Origin of the sequence: Kitasatospora sp. SC0581 (assembly GCF_048159585.1) — a bacterium.
GTDB lineage: Bacteria > Actinomycetota > Actinomycetes > Streptomycetales > Streptomycetaceae > Kitasatospora.
In genome coordinates, this window is sequence record NZ_JBLRWA010000005.1 from 218378 (window position 1) to 235418 (window position 17041).

General features: G+C 76.6%; 11 protein-coding genes and 1 pseudogene. 8 read left to right on the forward strand and 4 right to left on the reverse strand.

What is annotated here, in order from left to right:
- Window positions 1-67: 67 nt before the first annotated feature.
- The 4 genes from ACLWS4_RS11925 (at window position 68) to ACLWS4_RS11940 (ending at window position 3446) form a co-directional block, all read left to right on the forward strand.
- Entirely contained in the window at window positions 68-541 is a 474-nt protein-coding gene (locus ACLWS4_RS11925) for a hypothetical protein (RefSeq protein ID WP_416874066.1), read from the forward strand.
- Window positions 538-1257 carry a glycerophosphodiester phosphodiesterase gene (locus ACLWS4_RS11930; RefSeq protein ID WP_416874067.1) on the forward strand — a complete coding sequence of 240 codons (720 nt, stop codon included), beginning with the start codon at window positions 538-540 and terminating at the stop codon, window positions 1255-1257. The genes ACLWS4_RS11925 and ACLWS4_RS11930 overlap by 4 nt, the downstream gene beginning before the upstream one ends.
- Before the next feature lie 135 nt (window positions 1258-1392).
- Window positions 1393-2499 carry an AI-2E family transporter gene (locus ACLWS4_RS11935; protein ID WP_416874068.1) on the forward strand — a complete coding sequence of 369 codons (1107 nt, stop codon included), beginning with the start codon at window positions 1393-1395 and terminating at the stop codon, window positions 2497-2499.
- 59 nt (window positions 2500-2558) lie between these two features.
- Window positions 2559-3446, forward strand: a complete 888-nt coding sequence (locus ACLWS4_RS11940; RefSeq protein WP_416874069.1) for a virginiamycin B lyase — start codon at window positions 2559-2561, stop codon at window positions 3444-3446.
- Here ACLWS4_RS11940 and ACLWS4_RS11945 read toward each other — a convergent pair.
- The 3 genes from ACLWS4_RS11945 to ACLWS4_RS11955 are packed head-to-tail and all read right to left on the reverse strand — an operon-like array spanning window position 3437 to window position 7948.
- Window positions 3437-3994, reverse strand: a complete 558-nt coding sequence (locus ACLWS4_RS11945; RefSeq protein ID WP_049661076.1) for a GAF domain-containing protein — start codon at window positions 3992-3994, stop codon at window positions 3437-3439. The two genes, ACLWS4_RS11940 and ACLWS4_RS11945, sit on opposite strands and share 10 nt — an antisense overlap.
- Window positions 3978-4835, reverse strand: a complete 858-nt coding sequence (locus ACLWS4_RS11950; protein ID WP_049661078.1) for a S8 family peptidase — start codon at window positions 4833-4835, stop codon at window positions 3978-3980. The genes ACLWS4_RS11945 and ACLWS4_RS11950 overlap by 17 nt, the downstream gene beginning before the upstream one ends.
- Complete coding sequence (locus ACLWS4_RS11955) at window positions 4832-7948, reverse strand: adenylate/guanylate cyclase domain-containing protein (RefSeq protein WP_416874070.1); 3117 nt, start codon at window positions 7946-7948, stop codon at window positions 4832-4834. Before ACLWS4_RS11955 ends, ACLWS4_RS11950 begins: the two co-directional genes overlap by 4 nt.
- Window positions 7949-8369: 421 nt before the next feature.
- Here ACLWS4_RS11955 and ACLWS4_RS11960 point away from each other — a divergent pair, with 421 nt between their 5' ends.
- The 3 genes and pseudogenes from ACLWS4_RS11960 (at window position 8370) to lanKC (ending at window position 12592) form a co-directional block, all read left to right on the forward strand.
- Entirely contained in the window at window positions 8370-8546 is a 177-nt protein-coding gene (locus tag ACLWS4_RS11960) for a hypothetical protein (protein ID WP_158077737.1), read from the forward strand.
- A gap of 210 nt (window positions 8547-8756) precedes the next feature.
- Window positions 8757-10083 (forward strand): annotated as a pseudogene (locus ACLWS4_RS11965) (MFS transporter); the annotation flags it as partial.
- Entirely contained in the window at window positions 10046-12592 is a 2547-nt protein-coding gene (gene lanKC / locus ACLWS4_RS11970) for a class III lanthionine synthetase LanKC (RefSeq protein WP_416874071.1), read from the forward strand. The pseudogene ACLWS4_RS11965 and the gene lanKC, both read left to right, overlap by 38 nt.
- A gap of 16 nt (window positions 12593-12608) precedes the next feature.
- On the opposite strand, the gene ACLWS4_RS11975 is transcribed toward lanKC, so the two are convergent.
- Window positions 12609-14570, reverse strand: a complete 1962-nt coding sequence (locus ACLWS4_RS11975; protein WP_416874072.1) for a BTAD domain-containing putative transcriptional regulator — start codon at window positions 14568-14570, stop codon at window positions 12609-12611.
- A gap of 596 nt (window positions 14571-15166) precedes the next feature.
- On the opposite strand from ACLWS4_RS11975, the gene ctaD reads away from it, so the two are divergent.
- Window positions 15167-16972 carry a cytochrome c oxidase subunit I gene (gene ctaD, locus ACLWS4_RS11980; protein ID WP_079272337.1) on the forward strand — a complete coding sequence of 602 codons (1806 nt, stop codon included), beginning with the start codon at window positions 15167-15169 and terminating at the stop codon, window positions 16970-16972.
- The last annotated feature ends 69 nt before the right edge of the window (window positions 16973-17041 follow it).

A 17041-nucleotide genomic window follows, 5' to 3' on the forward strand; every position in this document is an offset into this window, starting at 1 on the left:
CGGATCCCTCCGCAGCCCCCTGCAACCCCCTTCGTACGAGTCCCGGAACGAACCGAGAGGCGCCCGGATGCCACCCCCGCACCTGCCGACCACCCAGAGCGCCGTGCTCGCGATCGAGGCCGTGGCCGCCCGGCACGGCCGCACCGTCCGCGCCCAGCACGACATCGGCCGCGACCGGACCTTCGCCGGGCTGGTCGGCCCGGACGGTCCGGGCGGCTCGGGCGGCTCGGGCGGCTCGCTCGGGGAACTGGACGCCATCCCGCACGAGGCGCTGCTGGAGTTCGACGGCCGCCCCGCCGTCACCGTCCGGCTGTTCACCCACGACGAGGTCGCCGTGACCGTCGAGGGCATCGCCTTCGACGTCGACCGCGACCGCGTCCCCGGCTTCCTGAACGCCGTCTGGTCCGACCTGGTGCACGTCAAGGCGCGCACCTTCCCGCCGTCCACCACGCTGATCGTCACCGTCCCCGGGGAGCCGAGCCACCGCGAGGACATCGGCGTCCACAGCCTCACCCCCTGGCTCGCCGGAAGGATCCGATGAACGCCGCCGCCAAGCCGCTCGCCGCCAAGCCGCTGGCCGTCGCCCATCGGGGCGACCCGTACCGCTTCCGCGAGAACACCCTGCCCTCCGTCGAGTCCGCGCTCGCCGCCGGGGCCGACGCCGTCGAGGTGGACGTCCAGCTCACCCGCGACCGGGTGCCCGTCCTGCTGCACGACCGCACCCTGGAGCGGCTCTGGGGCGACGCGCGGTCGATCGACCGGGTCACCGCCGACCAGCTGGAGGAGCTGCGGCAGGGGCCGCTCGCCGTCCCCACCCTGGCCGAGGCGGTCAAGGCGGTGACGGCCGTCGAGGGCCGCCGGCTGCTGATCGACCTGGACGACGCGGGCCCGGCCGCCGCCGCCTGGTCGGTCGTCACCGGGCTCGGCGCCGAGGCGGCGGTCGCCTTCTGCGGCCCCACCGCCGCCATGCTCGCGGTGCGCGAACTGAGCCCGGACGCCGAGATCGCGCTCACCTGGAAGCAGCCCCGGATGCCGGTGCGCGCCCTGCTGGACGACCTGCGCCCGCGCTACCTCAACCCGCCGTTCGGCCTGGTCACCCCCGAGTTCACGGCCGCCGCGGCGGAGCGGGGGCTCGCCGTCTCCACCTGGACCGCCGACCTGCGCCGCACCATGCGCCGGCTGCGCGACACCGGGGTCGCGTCCATCACCTCCAACCGGATCGGCGTCCTGCGCTCGGTGCTGGACGGCCGCCGCTGACCGGAGCGGTGCTCGGCCGGAGGGCGCCCGGGTCGCCCGTTCGGGTGCTCCCGGCCGATCCGCCGCGCGGCCCGTCGGAACCTCTGCTGAGCTGGGGCGGTTCGGAATCGTCGACGACCCCCGGCGGAGGTGGCCGTGTCCGTGGAGCGCCCGCCCGGCGAGCAGCGGCAGCCGGACGACCGCAGGCCGTACCTGATGCTGCCGCCCGGGCTGCGGCAGGCGGCGGCCTGGTCGGTGGCGGTGATCCTGCTGATCGCCGTCGCCTCGCTGGTGGTCTTCGCGCTGGTCGAACTGCGGGCCGCGACCGTGCCGTTCGTCCTGGCGCTGCTCGGGGCCTCGCTGCTCTACCCGGTGGTGCCGTGGCTGGTGGGCCGGGGCGTGAGCCGGAGCCTGGCGGCCGGGCTGACCTGCGTGGTGCTGGTGGTCGCGGTCAGCGGGGTGATCGCGCTGCTGGTCAACTCGCTGGTGCACAGCGCCCCGCAGATCGCCTCCTCGCTCCAGGAGGCCGGGCAGCGGCTGGCCGACTGGCTGGGCCCGCTGGGGGCGAAGATCCGGCACGGCCTGGACAACGCCAAGGGCGAGACCAACTCGCTGGTCTCCACCCTCACCAACGGCGTGCTCTCCGGGCTCGGCCTGCTCACCCAGCTGATCACCGGCGGGGTGCTGGCGCTGGCCCTGGTGTTCTTCTTCCTCCGGGACGGCCACCGCACCGGCGACGCCATCCGCTCCTACCTGCCCGAGCGCAGCGCCACGACGGTGATCGCCTGCGCGGAGCGGGCCTTCGACGCGATGGCCGGGTTCATGCGGGGCACCACCCTGATCGCGCTGATCGACGCGGGCTTCATCACCATCGGCCTGATCGCCCTCGGGGTGCCGGGCGCGCCCGGGCTCGGCGCGCTGGTCTTCATGGGCGCCTACATCCCCTTCGTCGGGGCCTTCCTGTCCGGCACGGTGGCCGTGCTGGTGGCGCTCGCCGACGGCGGGCTCGGTACGGCGCTCTGGGCGCTGGGCGTGGTGCTCGCGGTGCAGATGATCGAGGGCAACGTCCTCCAGCCGGTCATCCAGAGCCGGACGGTGGAGCTGCATCCGGCCACCATCATGGTCGCCGTGGTGGCCGGCTCGGGCATCGCCGGGATCATCGGCGCCCTGCTCGCCGTGCCGGTCTGCGCCGCCGTGATGGGCGTCATCTCGGTGCTGCGGGGGGACCCGGACGCGCGGGAGAAGTCGGTTGCCGGGGCGTGACCCGTTGTGCGAGCATCACTAATGCGATTTGAGTCGCGATAGTGAGGCGGAGGGGTTGCGTGGAACTGTTCGAGGTGGCCGAGGCGGGGGCCGGGCCGTACGGGGTGGCCGTGGGGCCCGACGGGGGCGTGTGGTTCACCCTGGTGCACACCGGGGAGATCGGGCGGCTGGCCGCGGACGGGACGGTCGAGCGCTTCGGCCTCGGCGCGCCGGAGTGCGGGCCCGCGGTGATCACGGCGGGGCCGGACGGGGCGCTCTGGTTCAGCCGGATGCGGGACCACCGGATCGGTCGGATCACGGTGGACGGGACGGCGACGTCCTACGCGCTGCCGACGGAGGAGGCCGGGCCGTACGGGATCGCCGCCGGGCCCGACGGGGCGCTCTGGTTCACCGAGCTGAACGTCGGCCGGATCGGGCGGATCACCGTGGCCGGTGAGGTCACGGAGTTCCCGCTGCCGCTCGCCGGGGCCTTCCCGTCGCTGATCACGGCCGGGCCGGACGGGGCGCTGTGGTGCACGCTCAACCAGGCCGACGCCGTCGCCCGGATCACCGTGGACGGCCGGGTGACCGTCCACGGGCTGCCCACCGGGGGCACCGCGCCGGTCGGCATCACCGCCGGGACGGACGGCGCGCTCTGGTACGTCGGCATCGGCGGCGGGCTGGTCGGGCGGATCACCGTGGACGGCGAGGTGACCGAGTACCCGCTGGCCGACCGCGCGGCCCGCCCGCACGCGATCGCGGCCGGGCCGGACGGCCGGCTCTGGTTCACCGAGTGGGGCGCCGGCCGGATCGGGGTGCTCGGCCCGGACGGGCGGCTCGACGGCCACCCCCTCCCGGGCGGGGGTGCCGAGCCGCACGGCATCGCCGTCGCCCCGGACGGCACGGTGTACGCGGCGCTGGAGCGCGGGCAGCTCGCCCGGCTGGACGGCGCGCCCGGTCAGGGCTGACGGCGCAGCAGCTCCTCCAGGTCGGCGAGCAGGCCGAGGGCGGCGGCCCGGTCGGGGGCCGGCTCCGGGGCGGGGGAGCGCTCGGCGATCACCCGCAGGGCGGCGGCCGCCTGGCGGGCGAACATGGCCAGCAGGTCCAGCTCGGGCAGGCTGGCGCGGGCCTGCGGGGCCGGGTCCAGCACCTCCAGGACGCCGAGCACCCGGCTGCCGTGGGTGAGCGGGGCGGCCATCAGGGCGGTCGGGACGTACGCGGTGGACTCGGCGAAGTCCCGGTCGAAGGTGCGGTTGGCGCCCAGGTCGTCCACCACCATCGGCTCGCCCGAGGCGGCCACCCAGCCGGCGATCCCCCGGCCGGCCGGGAAGCGGCGGCCCACCAGCGACTCCTCGCCCCGGCCGGAGACGGCCTGGAAGACCAGCTCCCCGGCCGCCTCGTCGAGCAGGCACACCGAGCCGGCCTGGGCGCCGAAGATCGCCCGGGCGACGTCCACCACGGACTGGAGCAGCTCGCGGGCCAGCGGGTCGACGGCGGGGTCAGTGCTGAGGGTCATCGGGCGCCTCCGGGGTGGGGGTGGAAGGGACCTGGACGTTGGCCGCGGTGAGGTAGAGCGCGCTCTTCAGCTGGAAGGTGGTCAGCCTCGGCCGCCGGGACAGGATGCGGGCGCAGAGCCCGGCCACGTACGGGGTCGCGAAGCTGTTGCCGGTGGTGCGGATGGTGGCGCCGCCGAGCCAGGGCACCCGGACGTTCTGGCCGGGGGCGAAGAACTCCACCGGCGGCGCCGGGTTGTACAGGTGCAGCTCCGGGTCCTCCTCCTGGTGGCTGCCCACCGAGATGACCGAGGAGAAGCGCCACGGGTAGCTCTCCACCGGGGTGTTGTGGGCGGAGGCGACGATCGCGGTGCGGGCGAAGAAGGCGTCGTCGGCGATCGCGTGCAGCTGCTCCAGGAAGCGGGTCCGGGTGGTGGAGAGGCTGAGGTTGACCACGTCGAAGCCCTGCCCGACGGCCCAGCGCAGCCCGGCGATCAGCATGTCGCCGGTGCCGGTGAAGCGCTCGCCGAGGACCCGGACGCTGTAGAGCTCGCAGTCCGGGGCGGTGCGGCGGATGATGCCCGCGCAGGCGGTGCCGTGCCCGCAGGTGTCGCCGGCGCTGTCGGGGCGGACGGTCAGCTCCCGGGTGACCGGGTCCTTGACCACCGCCCAGGAGCCCTGCACCGGCCCGACCAGCGGGTGGTCGGGCTCGATCCCGGAGTCGACCACGCAGACCCGGACGCCCTTGCCGGTGCCCCCGGCGTCGGATGCCCCGGCGTCGGTGGCGACGGCGTCGGCGAGCACCGGGAGGTCGGCGGGGGTGCGGTCGCGCAGGCTCCAGGTGAGGCCGGCCGGGCCGCTCACCGGGTGCCCCCGAGCCGCTCGGCGCGCCGAACGCCCGGCAGGTGGCCCTTGGCGGCGAACCGGTCCCGGGCGGTGGCGGCGGCCGCCGCGGCCTCGGCGGGGCGGTCGAGCAGCAGCAGGGCGTGCGCCCGGTCGAGCGCGGTCAGCGCCTGGAGCAGCAGCGACTCGGTGGCCTCGGCGGCGGACAGGGCGGCGGCGGTCAGGTCCAGCGCCGGCGCGGCCTCGCCCCGGGCGGCGGCGAGCCGGCCGCGCAGCGCGTCCAGCTCGATCGCGAGCACCGGCGGTAGCGCGGCGACGGCGTCCGCGCCGTCCAGGTGCCGGGCGGCCTGGGCCGGGCGGTCGGTGTCCAGCAGGACCCGGGCGGTGGTCAGGGCGAGGCGCGGCAGCGGGGCGGCGCTGCCCTGGTGGCGGGCGATCTCGGCGGCGTCGGCGAGCAGGTCCAGCGCCTGGCCGCCCTGCCCGAGCGCGGCCGCCGCCTGGGCGGTCAGCGCGGGCAGCGCGATCATCGCCTCGGCCAGCGACAGCTCCCCGGCCAGGCCGTTGGCCTCGGCGAGCAGCAGCTCGGCCTCCTCGGGGCGGTCGCGCAGCGCCAGCAGGACGGCCAGCGGGCCGTTCAGCGCGACCCGGACGGTCCGCCGGCCGGTGCCGTGCTCGGCGAGCAGGGCGCGCAGCCGGAAGGTCGCGTTCGGGACGGGCTCGGGGCCGGCCAGCAGAGAGGCGGCCAGCGCGGCCAGCACGGCGGCCCGGTCCAGCTCGGCGTCGGTGCGGGAGACCTGGCCGAGCGCCCGGTCCAGCAGCTGCTCGGCCTCGGTGTGGCGGCCGGCCAGCAGGTGCTCCTCGGCCAGCCGCAGCCCGGCCCGGGCCTGGCCGAGGTCGTCCCCGGTGTCGGTGAACAGCGGCAGCACGGCGCGGGCGGTCGCGGCGGGCTGGTCCTGGCCGGGCGGCAGGCCGCGGGCGGCCAGCGCGAGCCGGGCGTGCGCGGCGTCCAGCGGGTCGGCGGCCGCGTCCCGCACCTGGGCGAGGACGGGCAGCGCCTCCTCGGCGCGGCCGAGCGCCAGCCGGGCCTCGCCGAGGCGGCGCAGCACCGGGCCGGTGGCGCGCTCGCCCGGGTAGTGCAGCCGCACCGCGCGCTCCAGCAGGTCGGTGGCGGCGGGCAGGTCGGCGCGGGCCAGCGCACCGGCCCCGGCGGTGCCGAGGGCGGTGGCCGCGCGGGTGCGCAGCACGTCGGTGCGGGTGTCCAGCAGGCCGAGTTCCAGCCGGTAGCGGTGGGCGCGCTCCAGGTGGCCGCCGACGGCGGCGTCCCCGGTGGAGCGGACGGCCGGCAGGTCGGCGGCGCGCTCGTGGCGCTCGGCGCGGGCCCGCTTGGACATGGACTGGTAGACCGACTCCTGGACCAGGCCGCTGCTGAACCGGTAGCCGGTGCCGGTCGGTTCGACCAGCCGCAGCTCGGCCAGCCGGGCCAGCGCCGCGTGCAGCCGCGGCGGGGTGTCGTCGACCCAGGCGGACGGGCCGGCCGGCAGGCCGTCGATCGGGCCGGTGAAGACGTCGTCCTGCGGGTCGGCGAAGGCGTCCTGGTCGCTGCCGCCGTGGGCGAGTTCGGCGAGTTCGGCGGCGGTGAAGGCGCGGCCGAGGACGGCGGCGAGGTCGAGGGTGGCGCGCTCGTCGCGCTCCAGCCCGTCGATCTGGGCGCTGAGCAACGCCCGCCCGGTGGGCGGCAGTTCGTCCGTCAGCGCGGGGCCCTCGGTCTCGGTGAGGGCGGCCAGCAGCTCCTCCAGGTGCAGCGGGTTGCCCTCGGCGCGCTCCAGCAGCCTGGTGGGCACCGCGTCCTGGTGGGCGCTCAGCTCGGTCAACTGGGCGGCCAGCAGGGCGGATTCGTCCCAGGACAGGCCGCCGACCGGCAGCGTCGGCAGCTCCGGGCGGGCGGCCGGGAGATCGGGGCGGGTCAGGCAGAGCAGCAGCACGGGGGCCGCGCCGAGTTCGGCGGCCAGCCGCTCGACGGCGTCCAGCAGCACCGGGCCGGCCCACTGGCAGTCGTCCAGGACCAGGACGGCCGGGCGCTCGACGGTGCGGCCGCGCAGGATCGCGGCCAGCAGCTCCAGCGAGCGGCCGGCGTCGATGCCCGGCGCCGTCGCCTCGTCCAGCCGGGCCAGCGCCTCGGCGGGGGCGGCGCCCTCGGGCTCGTCCAGCAGGGTCCGGACCGCCTCGGCGAGCGGCGCCAGCACGCCCTGCCCGCCGAAGCTGCGGCAGCGGGCGGTGCCGCAGCGCGCGGTGCGCCGGCCCACCCGCTCGCGCCAGTCCCGCACCAGCCGGGTCTTGCCGATGCCCGCCTCGCCGGCCACCAGCAGCAGCTCGGCCCCCTGGCCGCCCGCCACCCGGGCCAACGCGGCGTCCAGCAGGGCCAGTTCGCGCTCCCGGCCGACCAGCGGGACGTCGAAGCGGCGCAGCAGCTCCGGGTCGTCCTCGTCCAGGCCGACCAGGCGGTAGGCGGTGACCGGCTCGGCCTTGCCCTTGAGGTGCAGCGGGCCGACCTCGTCCACCTGGGCGGCCGGGCCGGCCGCGCGCAGCGTCTGCGGGCCGATCAGCACCTGGCCGGGGGCGGCCCGGGTCTGCAGCCGGGCGGCGATGTTCACGGTCTCGCCGGAGATCAGCGCCTGGCGCGCCGAGGCGTCCGAACCCGCCACCACCTGGCCGGTGTTGACACCGATCCGGACGTCCAGGCGGACGCCGAGGGTGGCGTCCAGCTCGGTGTTGAGGTCCTCCACGTCCTCCAGCATGGCGAGCGCGGCGGCCAGCGCCCGGTGGGCGTCGTCCTCGCGGATCACCGGGACGCCGAAGACGGCCATCACGGCGTCCCCGATGAACTTCTCCAGGGTGCCGCCGTGCGCCTCGATCCGGTGGTGCATCCGCTCGAAGTAGCGCAGGACCACCTCGCGCAGGGTCTCCGGGTCGAGCGCGCCGGACAGGGCGGTGGAGTCGACCAGGTCGCAGAAGACCACCGTGACCAGCTTGCGCTCCTCGGCGGCCAGGTCGAGGGCGGCGGCCCGGGGGGTGCCGCAGGAGGGGCAGAACTGGTCGTTGGTGCCGACGAGTTGGGCGCAGAGTGGGCAGGGCATGGTGGCCGTCCTTCGGTCGTCCTTCGCGGTGCGGGGCGTGCGCGGCGAAGCGGAACGGGTGTGCGCGGCGGGGCGGTTGGCGCGGCCCGGTGGTGCGGGCCGGCCGGTGGTGCGGGGCGTGCGCGGCGGGGCGGTGGTACGGGGGCGCGAGCGTTCCGGGCCAGGGTCGCGGGCGCGGCTTCGGGCCCGGTTCGGGAACGCCTGGTAGGCGGTATGGCCGCAGGTGGGACGGGGTGCGGGCGCCTCCCGGGCGGGCCCGCCGGGCCCTCGGCGGGCCGGCGCGGCCGCTCCGACCTGCGGCCATACCGGTTTCCAGCCGGCCCCGAAGCCGGGCGCAGGCGGCTCGGGCCACGGTGGTCGGCAACGGCGGGCAGCCGCCCGCCGGAGCCGTAACCACCCCCGTGCGGAAGGGAGTTCGACCATGGCCGAGAACATGGAGCAGCAGAACGTCGGCGAGAGCGGCGAGGAGACCCCGGAGGTCGAGGCGCACGTCGCCAACATCCTGGACCTCCAGGCGATGAAGGTCCTGAGCGAGTCCTCGGACGGCCTCTGCTTCAGCCTGATCAGCTACGTCCACGGCGCCGAGACCACGGTCTGACCGGAGTCCGGACGCCGGGCCGTGCGCGGGGGCGGACGCACCGCCGCCCCCGGCCGCCGACACCCGGTCGCCGGCCGCCGGTTCCCGGTCACTGGTTCACCGGTCACCGGTCACCGGTCACCGCAAGGCTTCCGGGGCGGTCCCGCCGAGACGGGGCCGCCCCGGCCCGATCCGCACCCCCGGGTGCCCCGCCGACCACGGAGGACGGCCATGGACCCCACCCCGCTCTCCCGCAACCGGGACTTCCGACTGCTCTGGGCCGGCGGCCTGCTGGCCTCCCTCGGCTCCCAACTCGCCTCGATCGCCCTGCCGTTGCTGGTCCTGCGGGAGACCGGGTCGGCGGCCCGGGCGGGCGCCATCGGCACCGTCTCGGTCGGCGCGCTGCTGATCACCACGCTGCCCGGCGGGGTGCTCGCCGACCGGATCGAGCGGCGCCGGCTGATGCGGATCTGCGACGTCCTCAGCCTGCTCGCGGTCGCCGCCCTGGTCGTCGCGGTGCTGCGCGGGCACACCCCGCTGCCGCTGGTCCTGCTGGTCGCCGCCGCCGGGGCGCTGATCTCCAGCGTCTACGGGCCGGCCGCCGGCGCCCTGCTGCGCGCGGTGGTGCCCACCGGGCAGGCCCGCGAGGCCTCCTCCCGGATGCAGGCGCGCGGCGCCGCCGCCCGGCTGGCCGGACCGCTCGGCGGCGGGGCGCTGTTCGCCTGGCACCCGGTGCTGCCGTTCCTCGCCGAGGGCGTCGGCCTGCTGCTGTCCACCGTCTGCGTGGCGCTGATCCGGACCCGCGCGAAGCCCGCCACGACGGGCGGACCGGCGTTCAGCCGGGCCGAACTGACCGCCGGACTGGCCTTCGTCTGGCACCGGCCCTACCTGCGCACCCTGCTGCTGGTCTTCGGCCTCGGGATGAACTTCGCGTTCAGCGCGCTGATGTTCACCACCCTGGCCGTCGCCTCCGACGGCGGCCGCTCCGGCCTCGGCGGTGGCACCGTCGTCTCCTGCACCGCGGCCGGCGCCCTGGCCGGGGCGCTGCTCGCCCCGAGGCTCGCCGCCCGGGCCCGCGACGGCAGCCTGGTCGCGCTCGCCTGCTGGGCCTGCGCGCTCACCGCCGGGGTGCTGGTGCTGACCAGGGCCCCGCTGGTGATCGGGCTGCTCTGCGCCGTCTGCATGTGCCTGTCCACCGTCGCCAGCATCGGCTTCGTCTCCGGCATGCTGACCGCCGCGCCGCCCGATCGGATCGGCCGGGTGCAGAGCGCGGCCGGCTTCCTGTCCACCCTGGTCCAGCCGTTCGGCCCGCTGGTCGGCGGCGTCCTGCTCGGCTCGCTCGGCGGCACCCGGACCTTCGCCCTGCTGGCCCTCGCCATCGCGCTCTGCGCGGCCGTGGTCACCTGGGCGCCGCCGGTGCGGCGCGGACCGGTGCTCAGCCCCGCCGTCTGACGCACCGCCCGCCGCCGCACCGCCCGCTCCCGGACGACCCCGGAAGACTTCGGAACAGGAGGCCCACGATGGCCGACGTCCACGAGACCCAGCTCTACTGCCTCGCCGACCCGACGTACTACGACACCCCCGGACGGCTGCGGGACGGGGACAGCCGCTACCCGCTGGGCCTCGGCGAGCCGCCCGAGGGCTGGCGGCGGGAGCAGCGCGGGCTGTGGACGGTGCTGCGGCCCGACGGCGGCCGCCTGCCCGAGCAGGGCTGGAAGCTGCACGTGTCGGCGGCGCAGGACGGCGCCGAGCGGACGCTGGCCGTCGCCGCGGGGATCTGCACCGCCCGCCGGGTGGCGTTCAAGTTCCTGCGCAGCCCGGCGGCGCTGCGGGTGGCCAACGGCAAGTACGCGGGGCGCGGCGGCAGCGGCAAGTTCGTCACCGTCTACCCGGCCTCGGACGGTGAGTTCCTCTCCCTGGCGGAGGAGTTGGCCGAGGCGCTGGCGGGCTTCCCCGGGCCGTACGTGCTCACCGACCTGCGGATCGGCGACGCCCCGGTGTACGCCCGCTACGGGGCCTTCGTCGAGCTGTGGTGCCGGGACGCGCGGGGCAGGACCGTCCCGGCCCTGCGGGACCCGTCCGGCGCGCTGGTGCCGGACCCGCGCGAGCCGGCCTTCCGGCTGCCCGCCTGGGTCGAGCCGCCGGCGGCGCTGCGCCCGCACCTGGCCGCCCGGGAGGCGGCCGGCGGGGAGCTGCCGTACCGGATCGTCGAGGTGCTCCAGGTCTCCAACGCGGGCGGGATCTACCTGGCCGAGAAGCACGGCACGGGCGAGCGGGTGGTGCTGCGCGAGGCCCGCCCGTACGCCGGGCTGGACGGCACCGGGGCGGACGCCCTGACCCGGCTGCGGCGCGAGCGGTGGGCGCTGGAGCGGCTGGCCGGGCTGGCGTGCGTGCCCCGGCTGCACGAGGTGCGCACGGTGTGGGAGCACACCTTCCTGGTGCAGGAGCACATCGAGGGCGTCCAGCTGTTCGCCGAGGCGATCCGGCGCTACCCGCTGGTGCACCAGAACTGCACCGCCGAGCAGCGCGCCGCGTACGCGCGGTGGGTGGGCGGGGTGGTGGACGGGCTGGCGGAGGCGCTCGACGCCCTGCACGCGCGGGGCGTGCGGTTCGGGGACCTCCACCCGGCCAACGTGGTGCTCCGGCCGGACGGGTCGGTGGTGCTGGTGGACTTCGAGTACGCGGCCGAGCTGGACGACCGGCGGGTGCCGACGGCCGGCGCCGCCGGGCAGCACGTCCCGCCGGGGCTGGGCGGCGCCGAGGCCGACCGCTACCTGCTGTGGGCCACCTGGCTGATGCTGCTGATGCCGGTGATGGAGCTCGCCGACTGCGACCCGGGCAAGCTCCCGGCGCTGGAACGGCGGGCGCGGGAGTGGTTCGGACTGGGACCGGAGGAGGGGCCGGTGCGGCCCGCGGCGGTGGCGCGGGTGGAGTCGGCGAGCGAGCGGCGCGGCCGGGAGCTGCTGGCCGGGCCCTCGCTCGACCCGGTGTGCCGGGAGCTGGTCGCGGGCATCCACGCGGGCGCCACCCCGGACCGCCCGGACCGGCTCTTCCCCGGGGACGTGGCAGGCTTCGCCGACGGCGGGACGGGCGTGTCGCACGGCGCGGCCGGGGTGCTGTACGCGCTGCACCGCGCCGGGGCCGACTGGCCGCAGGAGTACGCGGACTGGCTGGTCGCGGCGGTGCGCCGGCGGGCCGACCGCCCGGCCGCCGGCGGGCTGTACGACGGGCCGCTCGGCATCGCGCTGGCGCTGGCCCGGATCGGCCGGACGGAGGCGGCCGAGGAGCTGGCCGGGCGCGCCCGTACGGCCCTCCCGGCGCGCGCGGCGGGCCTGTTCGGCGGCCGGGCCGGCGCGGGGCTCGCCCGGCTGCGGCTGGCGGACGCGCTGGACAGCCCCCGGGAGCTGGTCCACGCGCTGGACGACGCACGGGAGTTGGCCGCGGTGCTGGGCGGCGCGCCGGTGCCCGGGCTGGACGAGCCCACGGCCGCCGGGCTGCTGTACGGGCTGGCCGGCGTCGCGCTGCTCCAGCTGCGGCTGTACCGGCGGACCGGGGAGCGGTGGCTGCTGGACTCCGGGCGGGTGGCGCTGGAGCGGGCGGTGGCGCGGTGCGTCCGGGTGCCCGACGGGTCCGCGCAGGTGCTGGAGTCCGGGCGCAGGCTGGCCTACCTGGACCGGGGCAGCAGCGGGATCGCGCTGGTGCTGCGGGAGTACCTGGAGCACGGCGAACTGCCGGGCGGGGAGGCCTTCCTGGCCGACGTGCGGAAGGTCTGCGCGCCCGGGTTCATCCGGGAGCCGGGGCTGTTCCGGGGCCGGGTCGGGCTGACGCTGGCGCTGGACCGGCTGAGTGGGGCGCCGGCCCGGGAGGCGGTGCTCGGCCAGGTGGGCAGGCTCCAGTGGCACCTGGTGGCCCGGCCGGAGGGGCTGCTGGTGCCCGGGATGCGGCTGCGCCGTTTCTCGGCGGACCTGCACACGGGCGCGGCCGGGGTGCTGCTGGCGCTGTCCGGGCTGACGGAGGGGCGCGGGGCGGAGCGGGCGGACGTGCTGGACCTGCTGACCCTGGGGTGAGCGGCTCCTGGGGCTGTCACACGGGTTCCGGGGACCGCGCGGGCGCCGCGACGGTGGTCTGCGGTGCCCCGACGGTCTCCGGTGCCCCGACGGCGGTCCGCACCGCCCGCTCCCGGGCGTGCAGATGGGTGAGCCGGGGCAGGGCGTACAGCGCGGCGTGGGCGGTGACCTCGCCGGTGGGGGAGGTGACCGCCCCGGTGTCGGTGAGCGCCTCCAGGGTGCGCAGGGCGAGCCGCTCGGGCCGGCCGAGGGCGGCGGCGGCCTCCGGGAGGGTGAAGAGCAGGGCGAGCGGCAGGGCGGCGAGCCGGGCGAGGGCGAGCCGGCCCTGGTCGGTGAGGTCGCGCCAGCCGGAGTCCAGCCGGGCCCGGACGGTGACGTCCCCGGCGACCAGCTCGTCCAGGGCGCCCGCCGGGTCCTCCAGCCGGGCCGCGTACTCGGCCAGCGGGAGGTGGCGCAGCACGGCCAGCCGGGTGCCCGCGACCCGTACGGCGAGCGGCAGCAGCCCGCAGGCGGCCGCGATCCGGGCGGCGGCGGCGCGGTCGGCGCCGGTCCGGCCGGTGCCGACGATGCGGCCGAGCAGGTCCAGGGCCTCGGCGGGGGCGAGCGGCGGGACGGCGATGCGGCGCACCGAGGCGAGGCCGGCCAGCTGGCCGCGGGAGGTGACCAGGACGGCGCTCGGGCCGAAGCCCGGCAGCAGCTCGCGGACCACGGCCTCGCCGGGGGCGTCGTCCAGGACCAGCAGCAGGCGGCGGCCGGCGAGCGAGGCGCGCCAGAGCGCGGCGGCCCGGGCGATGTCGGCCGGGGCGGTGTCGGCCCGGGCGGTGTCGGGCTGGGCCGGGTCGGCGGGGCCGGGGGCGGTCCGGTCGGCCGCGGCCGGTGCGGCGCCCGGGCGGCCGGTGAGGGCGGCGAGTTCGGCGAGCACCTCGGGCAGCGGGCGGGCGGCGCCGTCCTCGGTGCGCAACCGGACCAGTACCCGGCCGTCCGGGAAGCGGTCGGCGAGCAGGTGGCCGGCGTGCACGGCGAGCGCGGTCTTGCCGCTGCCGGCCGGGCCGGTGAGCACCGCGACGCGTCCGCCGCCGGAGCCCAACTCGTCGACGAGCTGGCGTAGTTCGTCGGTTCTCCCGGTGAAGTCGGCGGTGTCGGCGGGCAGCAGGGAGCCGCCCGGGCCGGTGCCGCGGTCCGGGCGGGCGGCGGTGGGCAGGGAGCGGCCGCGGGCGAGCAGTTCGCGGTAGCGGGCGGTCAGTGCGGGGCTCGGCTCCAGGCCCAACTCGCGGGCGAGCAGCTGGCGGTGGGTGTCGTAGACGGCGAGCGCCTCGGCCTGCCGGCCGGAGAGGTGGAGGGCGTTCATCCGGGCGGCCTGGAGGCGCTCGCGCAGCGGGTGGCGCTCGGCGAGTTCGGCCAGGTCCTCGGCGACGGCGCCGGCGTTGCCGAGCTCCAACTCGGTCTCCGCCCAGTCCTCGTGGACGCCCAGGCAGCGGGCTTCCAGCCGGCCGGCCTCCGCCGCGACGGCGGGGGAGCGGCGCAGGTCGGCGAGCGGCGGGCCCTGCCAGAGGTCGAGGGCCTGGCGCAGCAGCCGGGCGGCGGGGGCGAGCGCCCCGCCGTCGGCGGCGGCCCGGCCGGCCCGGGCGAGGGCCCGGAACCGGAGCAGGTCCAGCTCGGGCTCGGCGACCCGCAGCAGGTAGCCGGCCGCCGAGTGCGACAGCCGGTCGGGCCCCTCCTCGCGGCCGAGCAGGGTGCGCAGGGTGCAGATGTAGACCTGGAGGTTCTTCCGGGCGGTGCGCGGCGGCTCCTCGGGCCAGACCGCGTCGGTGAGCAGGTCGACCGGGACGGCGGTGTTGGCGCGGCTCAGCAGGACGGCCAGGACCAGTCGCTGCTTCAGCGGGCCGAGGGCCAGCGGGCGGCCGCCGGCCTCGCCGGTGAGCGGGCCGAGGACGGCGAAGCGCAGCCGGGTGGGGGTGGCGGGCTGGGCCAGGGGCATCGGCGTACCTCCGGGGCGTGGGCGGCGGCAGTGCGGCGGTGTAGCAGGTGGTGGGGCCGTGCGGTGGTGGGCGCAGGCTACTTGACGGCCGATCGGCGCTGAAGGCCACGGAATCGACCGGCTTCGGTCACATCGGCCGCACAACCGGGGTGCCGGAAGGTGGGATCGACGGGGGGTTTCGTACGACTGTGCGGACGGCGTTCCGGCAGGTCGAGCCGGGTGGCGGGGGCCGGCCGGGCCGGGCGGACGGAGGGCGCGCGGGGCGCCGCCGGACGGGTGCGCGGGGCGGTGGGGAGGGGCGCGTTCCGGCGGTTCTCGACCGGGGCTCAGCGCCGCGGCGAGCGCGGCCCGAGCGGGCGGCGCGGTCGCGGGCGGCGGCCCGACGGCCGGTCAGGAGGCGGCGTCCGCGCGGACGGCAGGCGGTGGCCGAGCGGACAGGAGGTCCCGGTCGCGCGGTCGGGAGGTCCCGGTCGGGGGCCGGGAACTCGGGCCCAGCGGCCCCGGACGGGCGGGCCGAAGGGCCCTGGGGTGCGGAGGCGGCCTGTTCGGATCATGGAGCGCCACCCATTCGCACGACGTTCCGAAGGAGTGCGTCCTTGAGCGCCACCCAGGCACAGGGCGACCCCACCTCACCGCCGACGACCCTCCCCGCAGGGGCGGTCAGGGCCAGGAGGCCCGGTTCGGCCCTGGTCAGACTGCTGACCACCACCGACCACAAGACGATCGGCACCATGTACCTGGTGTCCTCGTTCGCGTTCTTCCTGATCGGCGGCATCCTCGCCCTGGTCATGCGCGCCGAACTCGCCCGGCCCGGAACGCAGATCCTCTCCAACGAGCAGTTCAACCAGGCGTTCACCATGCACGGCTCGGTGATGCTGCTGCTGTTCGCGATGCCGCTGTTCACCGGCTTCGCCAACTGGATCATGCCGCTCCAGCTCGGCGCGCCGGACGTCGCCTTCCCGCGGCTGAACATGCTGTCCTACTGGCTGTTCATGTTCGGCTCGCTGATCGCCGCGGCCGGCTTCGCGACCCCGCAGGGCGCCGCCGACTTCGGCTGGTTCCTCTACGCGCCGCTGTCCGACGCGATCCACTCGCCCGGCGTCGGCGCCGACATGTGGATCATGGGCGTGACGCTGTCCGGCTTCGGCAGCATCTTCGGCGCCGTCAACTTCATCACCACCATCATCTGCATGCGCGCGCCCGGAATGACCATGTTCCGGATGTCCATCTTCTGCTGGAACGTGCTGCTGACCTCGGTGCTGGTGCTGCTGGTCTTCCCGGTGCTGGCCGCCGCGCTGCTGGCGCTGGAGTGCGACCGCAAGTTCGGCTCGCACGTCTTCGACCCGGCCAACGGCGGGGCGATGCTCTGGCAGCACCTGTTCTGGTTCTTCGGCCATCCCGAGGTGTACATCCTGGCGCTGCCGTTCTTCGGCATCGTGTCGGAGGTCATCCCGGTGTTCAGCCGCAAGCCGATGTTCGGCTACTCCGGCCTGATCGCGGCCACCATCGCGATCGCCGGCCTGTCGGTGACGGTGTGGGCGCACCACATGTACGTCACCGGGCAGGTACTGCTGCCGTTCTTCTCGTTCATGACCTTCCTGATCGCCGTGCCGACCGGGGTGAAGTTCTTCAACTGGGTCGGCACCATGTGGAGGGGCTCACTGAGTTTCGAGACCCCGATGCTCTGGACGGTCGGCTTCCTGGTCACCTTCCTCTTCGGCGGCCTGACCGGCGTGCTGCTCGCGGCCCCGCCGATCGACTTCCACGTCTCCGACTCGTACTTCGTGGTCGCGCACTTCCACTACACGCTGTTCGGCACCGTGGTCTACGCGATGTTCGCCGGCTTCCACTTCTGGTGGCCGAAGATGACCGGCAAGAAGCTCGACGAGCGGCTCGGCCGGATCACCTTCTGGACCCTGACCGTCGGCTTCCACGCCACCTTCCTGGTCCAGCACTGGCTGGGCGCCCAGGGCATGCCGCGCCGCTACGCCGACTACCTGGCCTCGGACGGCTTCACCACCCTGAACACCGTCTCGACCATCGGCTCGTTCCTGCTCGGCCTGTCGATCCTGCCGTTCCTCTACAACGTCTGGAAGACCGCCAAGTACGGCGAGAAGGTCACCGAGGACGACCCGTGGGGCTGGGGCCGCTCGCTGGAGTGGGCGACCTCCTGCCCGCCGCCGCGGCACAACTTCGTCAAGCTGCCGCGGATCCGCTCCGAATCCCCGGCCTTCGACCTCCACCACCCGGACATCGCGGCCCGGGACGTCCTGGAGCACAGCGGCAAGCCCGCCACGCACCTGGGCGACGTGGAGCCGGCGAAGTACGACCGGCCGCTGAGCCGGGCCGACCGCGCGCGGGTGGCGTCCGCCTCCACCGACTCGCCCTCCTCGGACGGCTGAGTCCGCTCCCCCCGAACGCCGTCCCCGCCCGCGTCGCTGCCCCCGGGCGGGCGGGGACGGCCCCGTCCG

Coding starts and splice junctions, on each gene's coding strand:
- lanKC (WP_416874071.1), top strand. CDS start 10,046: ATGGCCGACGTCCACGAGACCCAGCTCTACTGCCTCGCCGACCCGACG.
- ACLWS4_RS11975 (WP_416874072.1), bottom strand. CDS start 14,570: ATGCCCCTGGCCCAGCCCGCCACCCCCACCCGGCTGCGCTTCGCCGTC.
- ACLWS4_RS11955 (WP_416874070.1), bottom strand. CDS start 7,948: ATGCCCTGCCCACTCTGCGCCCAACTCGTCGGCACCAACGACCAGTTC.
- ACLWS4_RS11945 (WP_049661076.1), bottom strand. CDS start 3,994: ATGACCCTCAGCACTGACCCCGCCGTCGACCCGCTGGCCCGCGAGCTG.
- ACLWS4_RS11925 (WP_416874066.1), top strand. CDS start 68: ATGCCACCCCCGCACCTGCCGACCACCCAGAGCGCCGTGCTCGCGATC.
- ACLWS4_RS11930 (WP_416874067.1), top strand. CDS start 538: ATGAACGCCGCCGCCAAGCCGCTCGCCGCCAAGCCGCTGGCCGTCGCC.
- ACLWS4_RS11960 (WP_158077737.1), top strand. CDS start 8,370: ATGGCCGAGAACATGGAGCAGCAGAACGTCGGCGAGAGCGGCGAGGAG.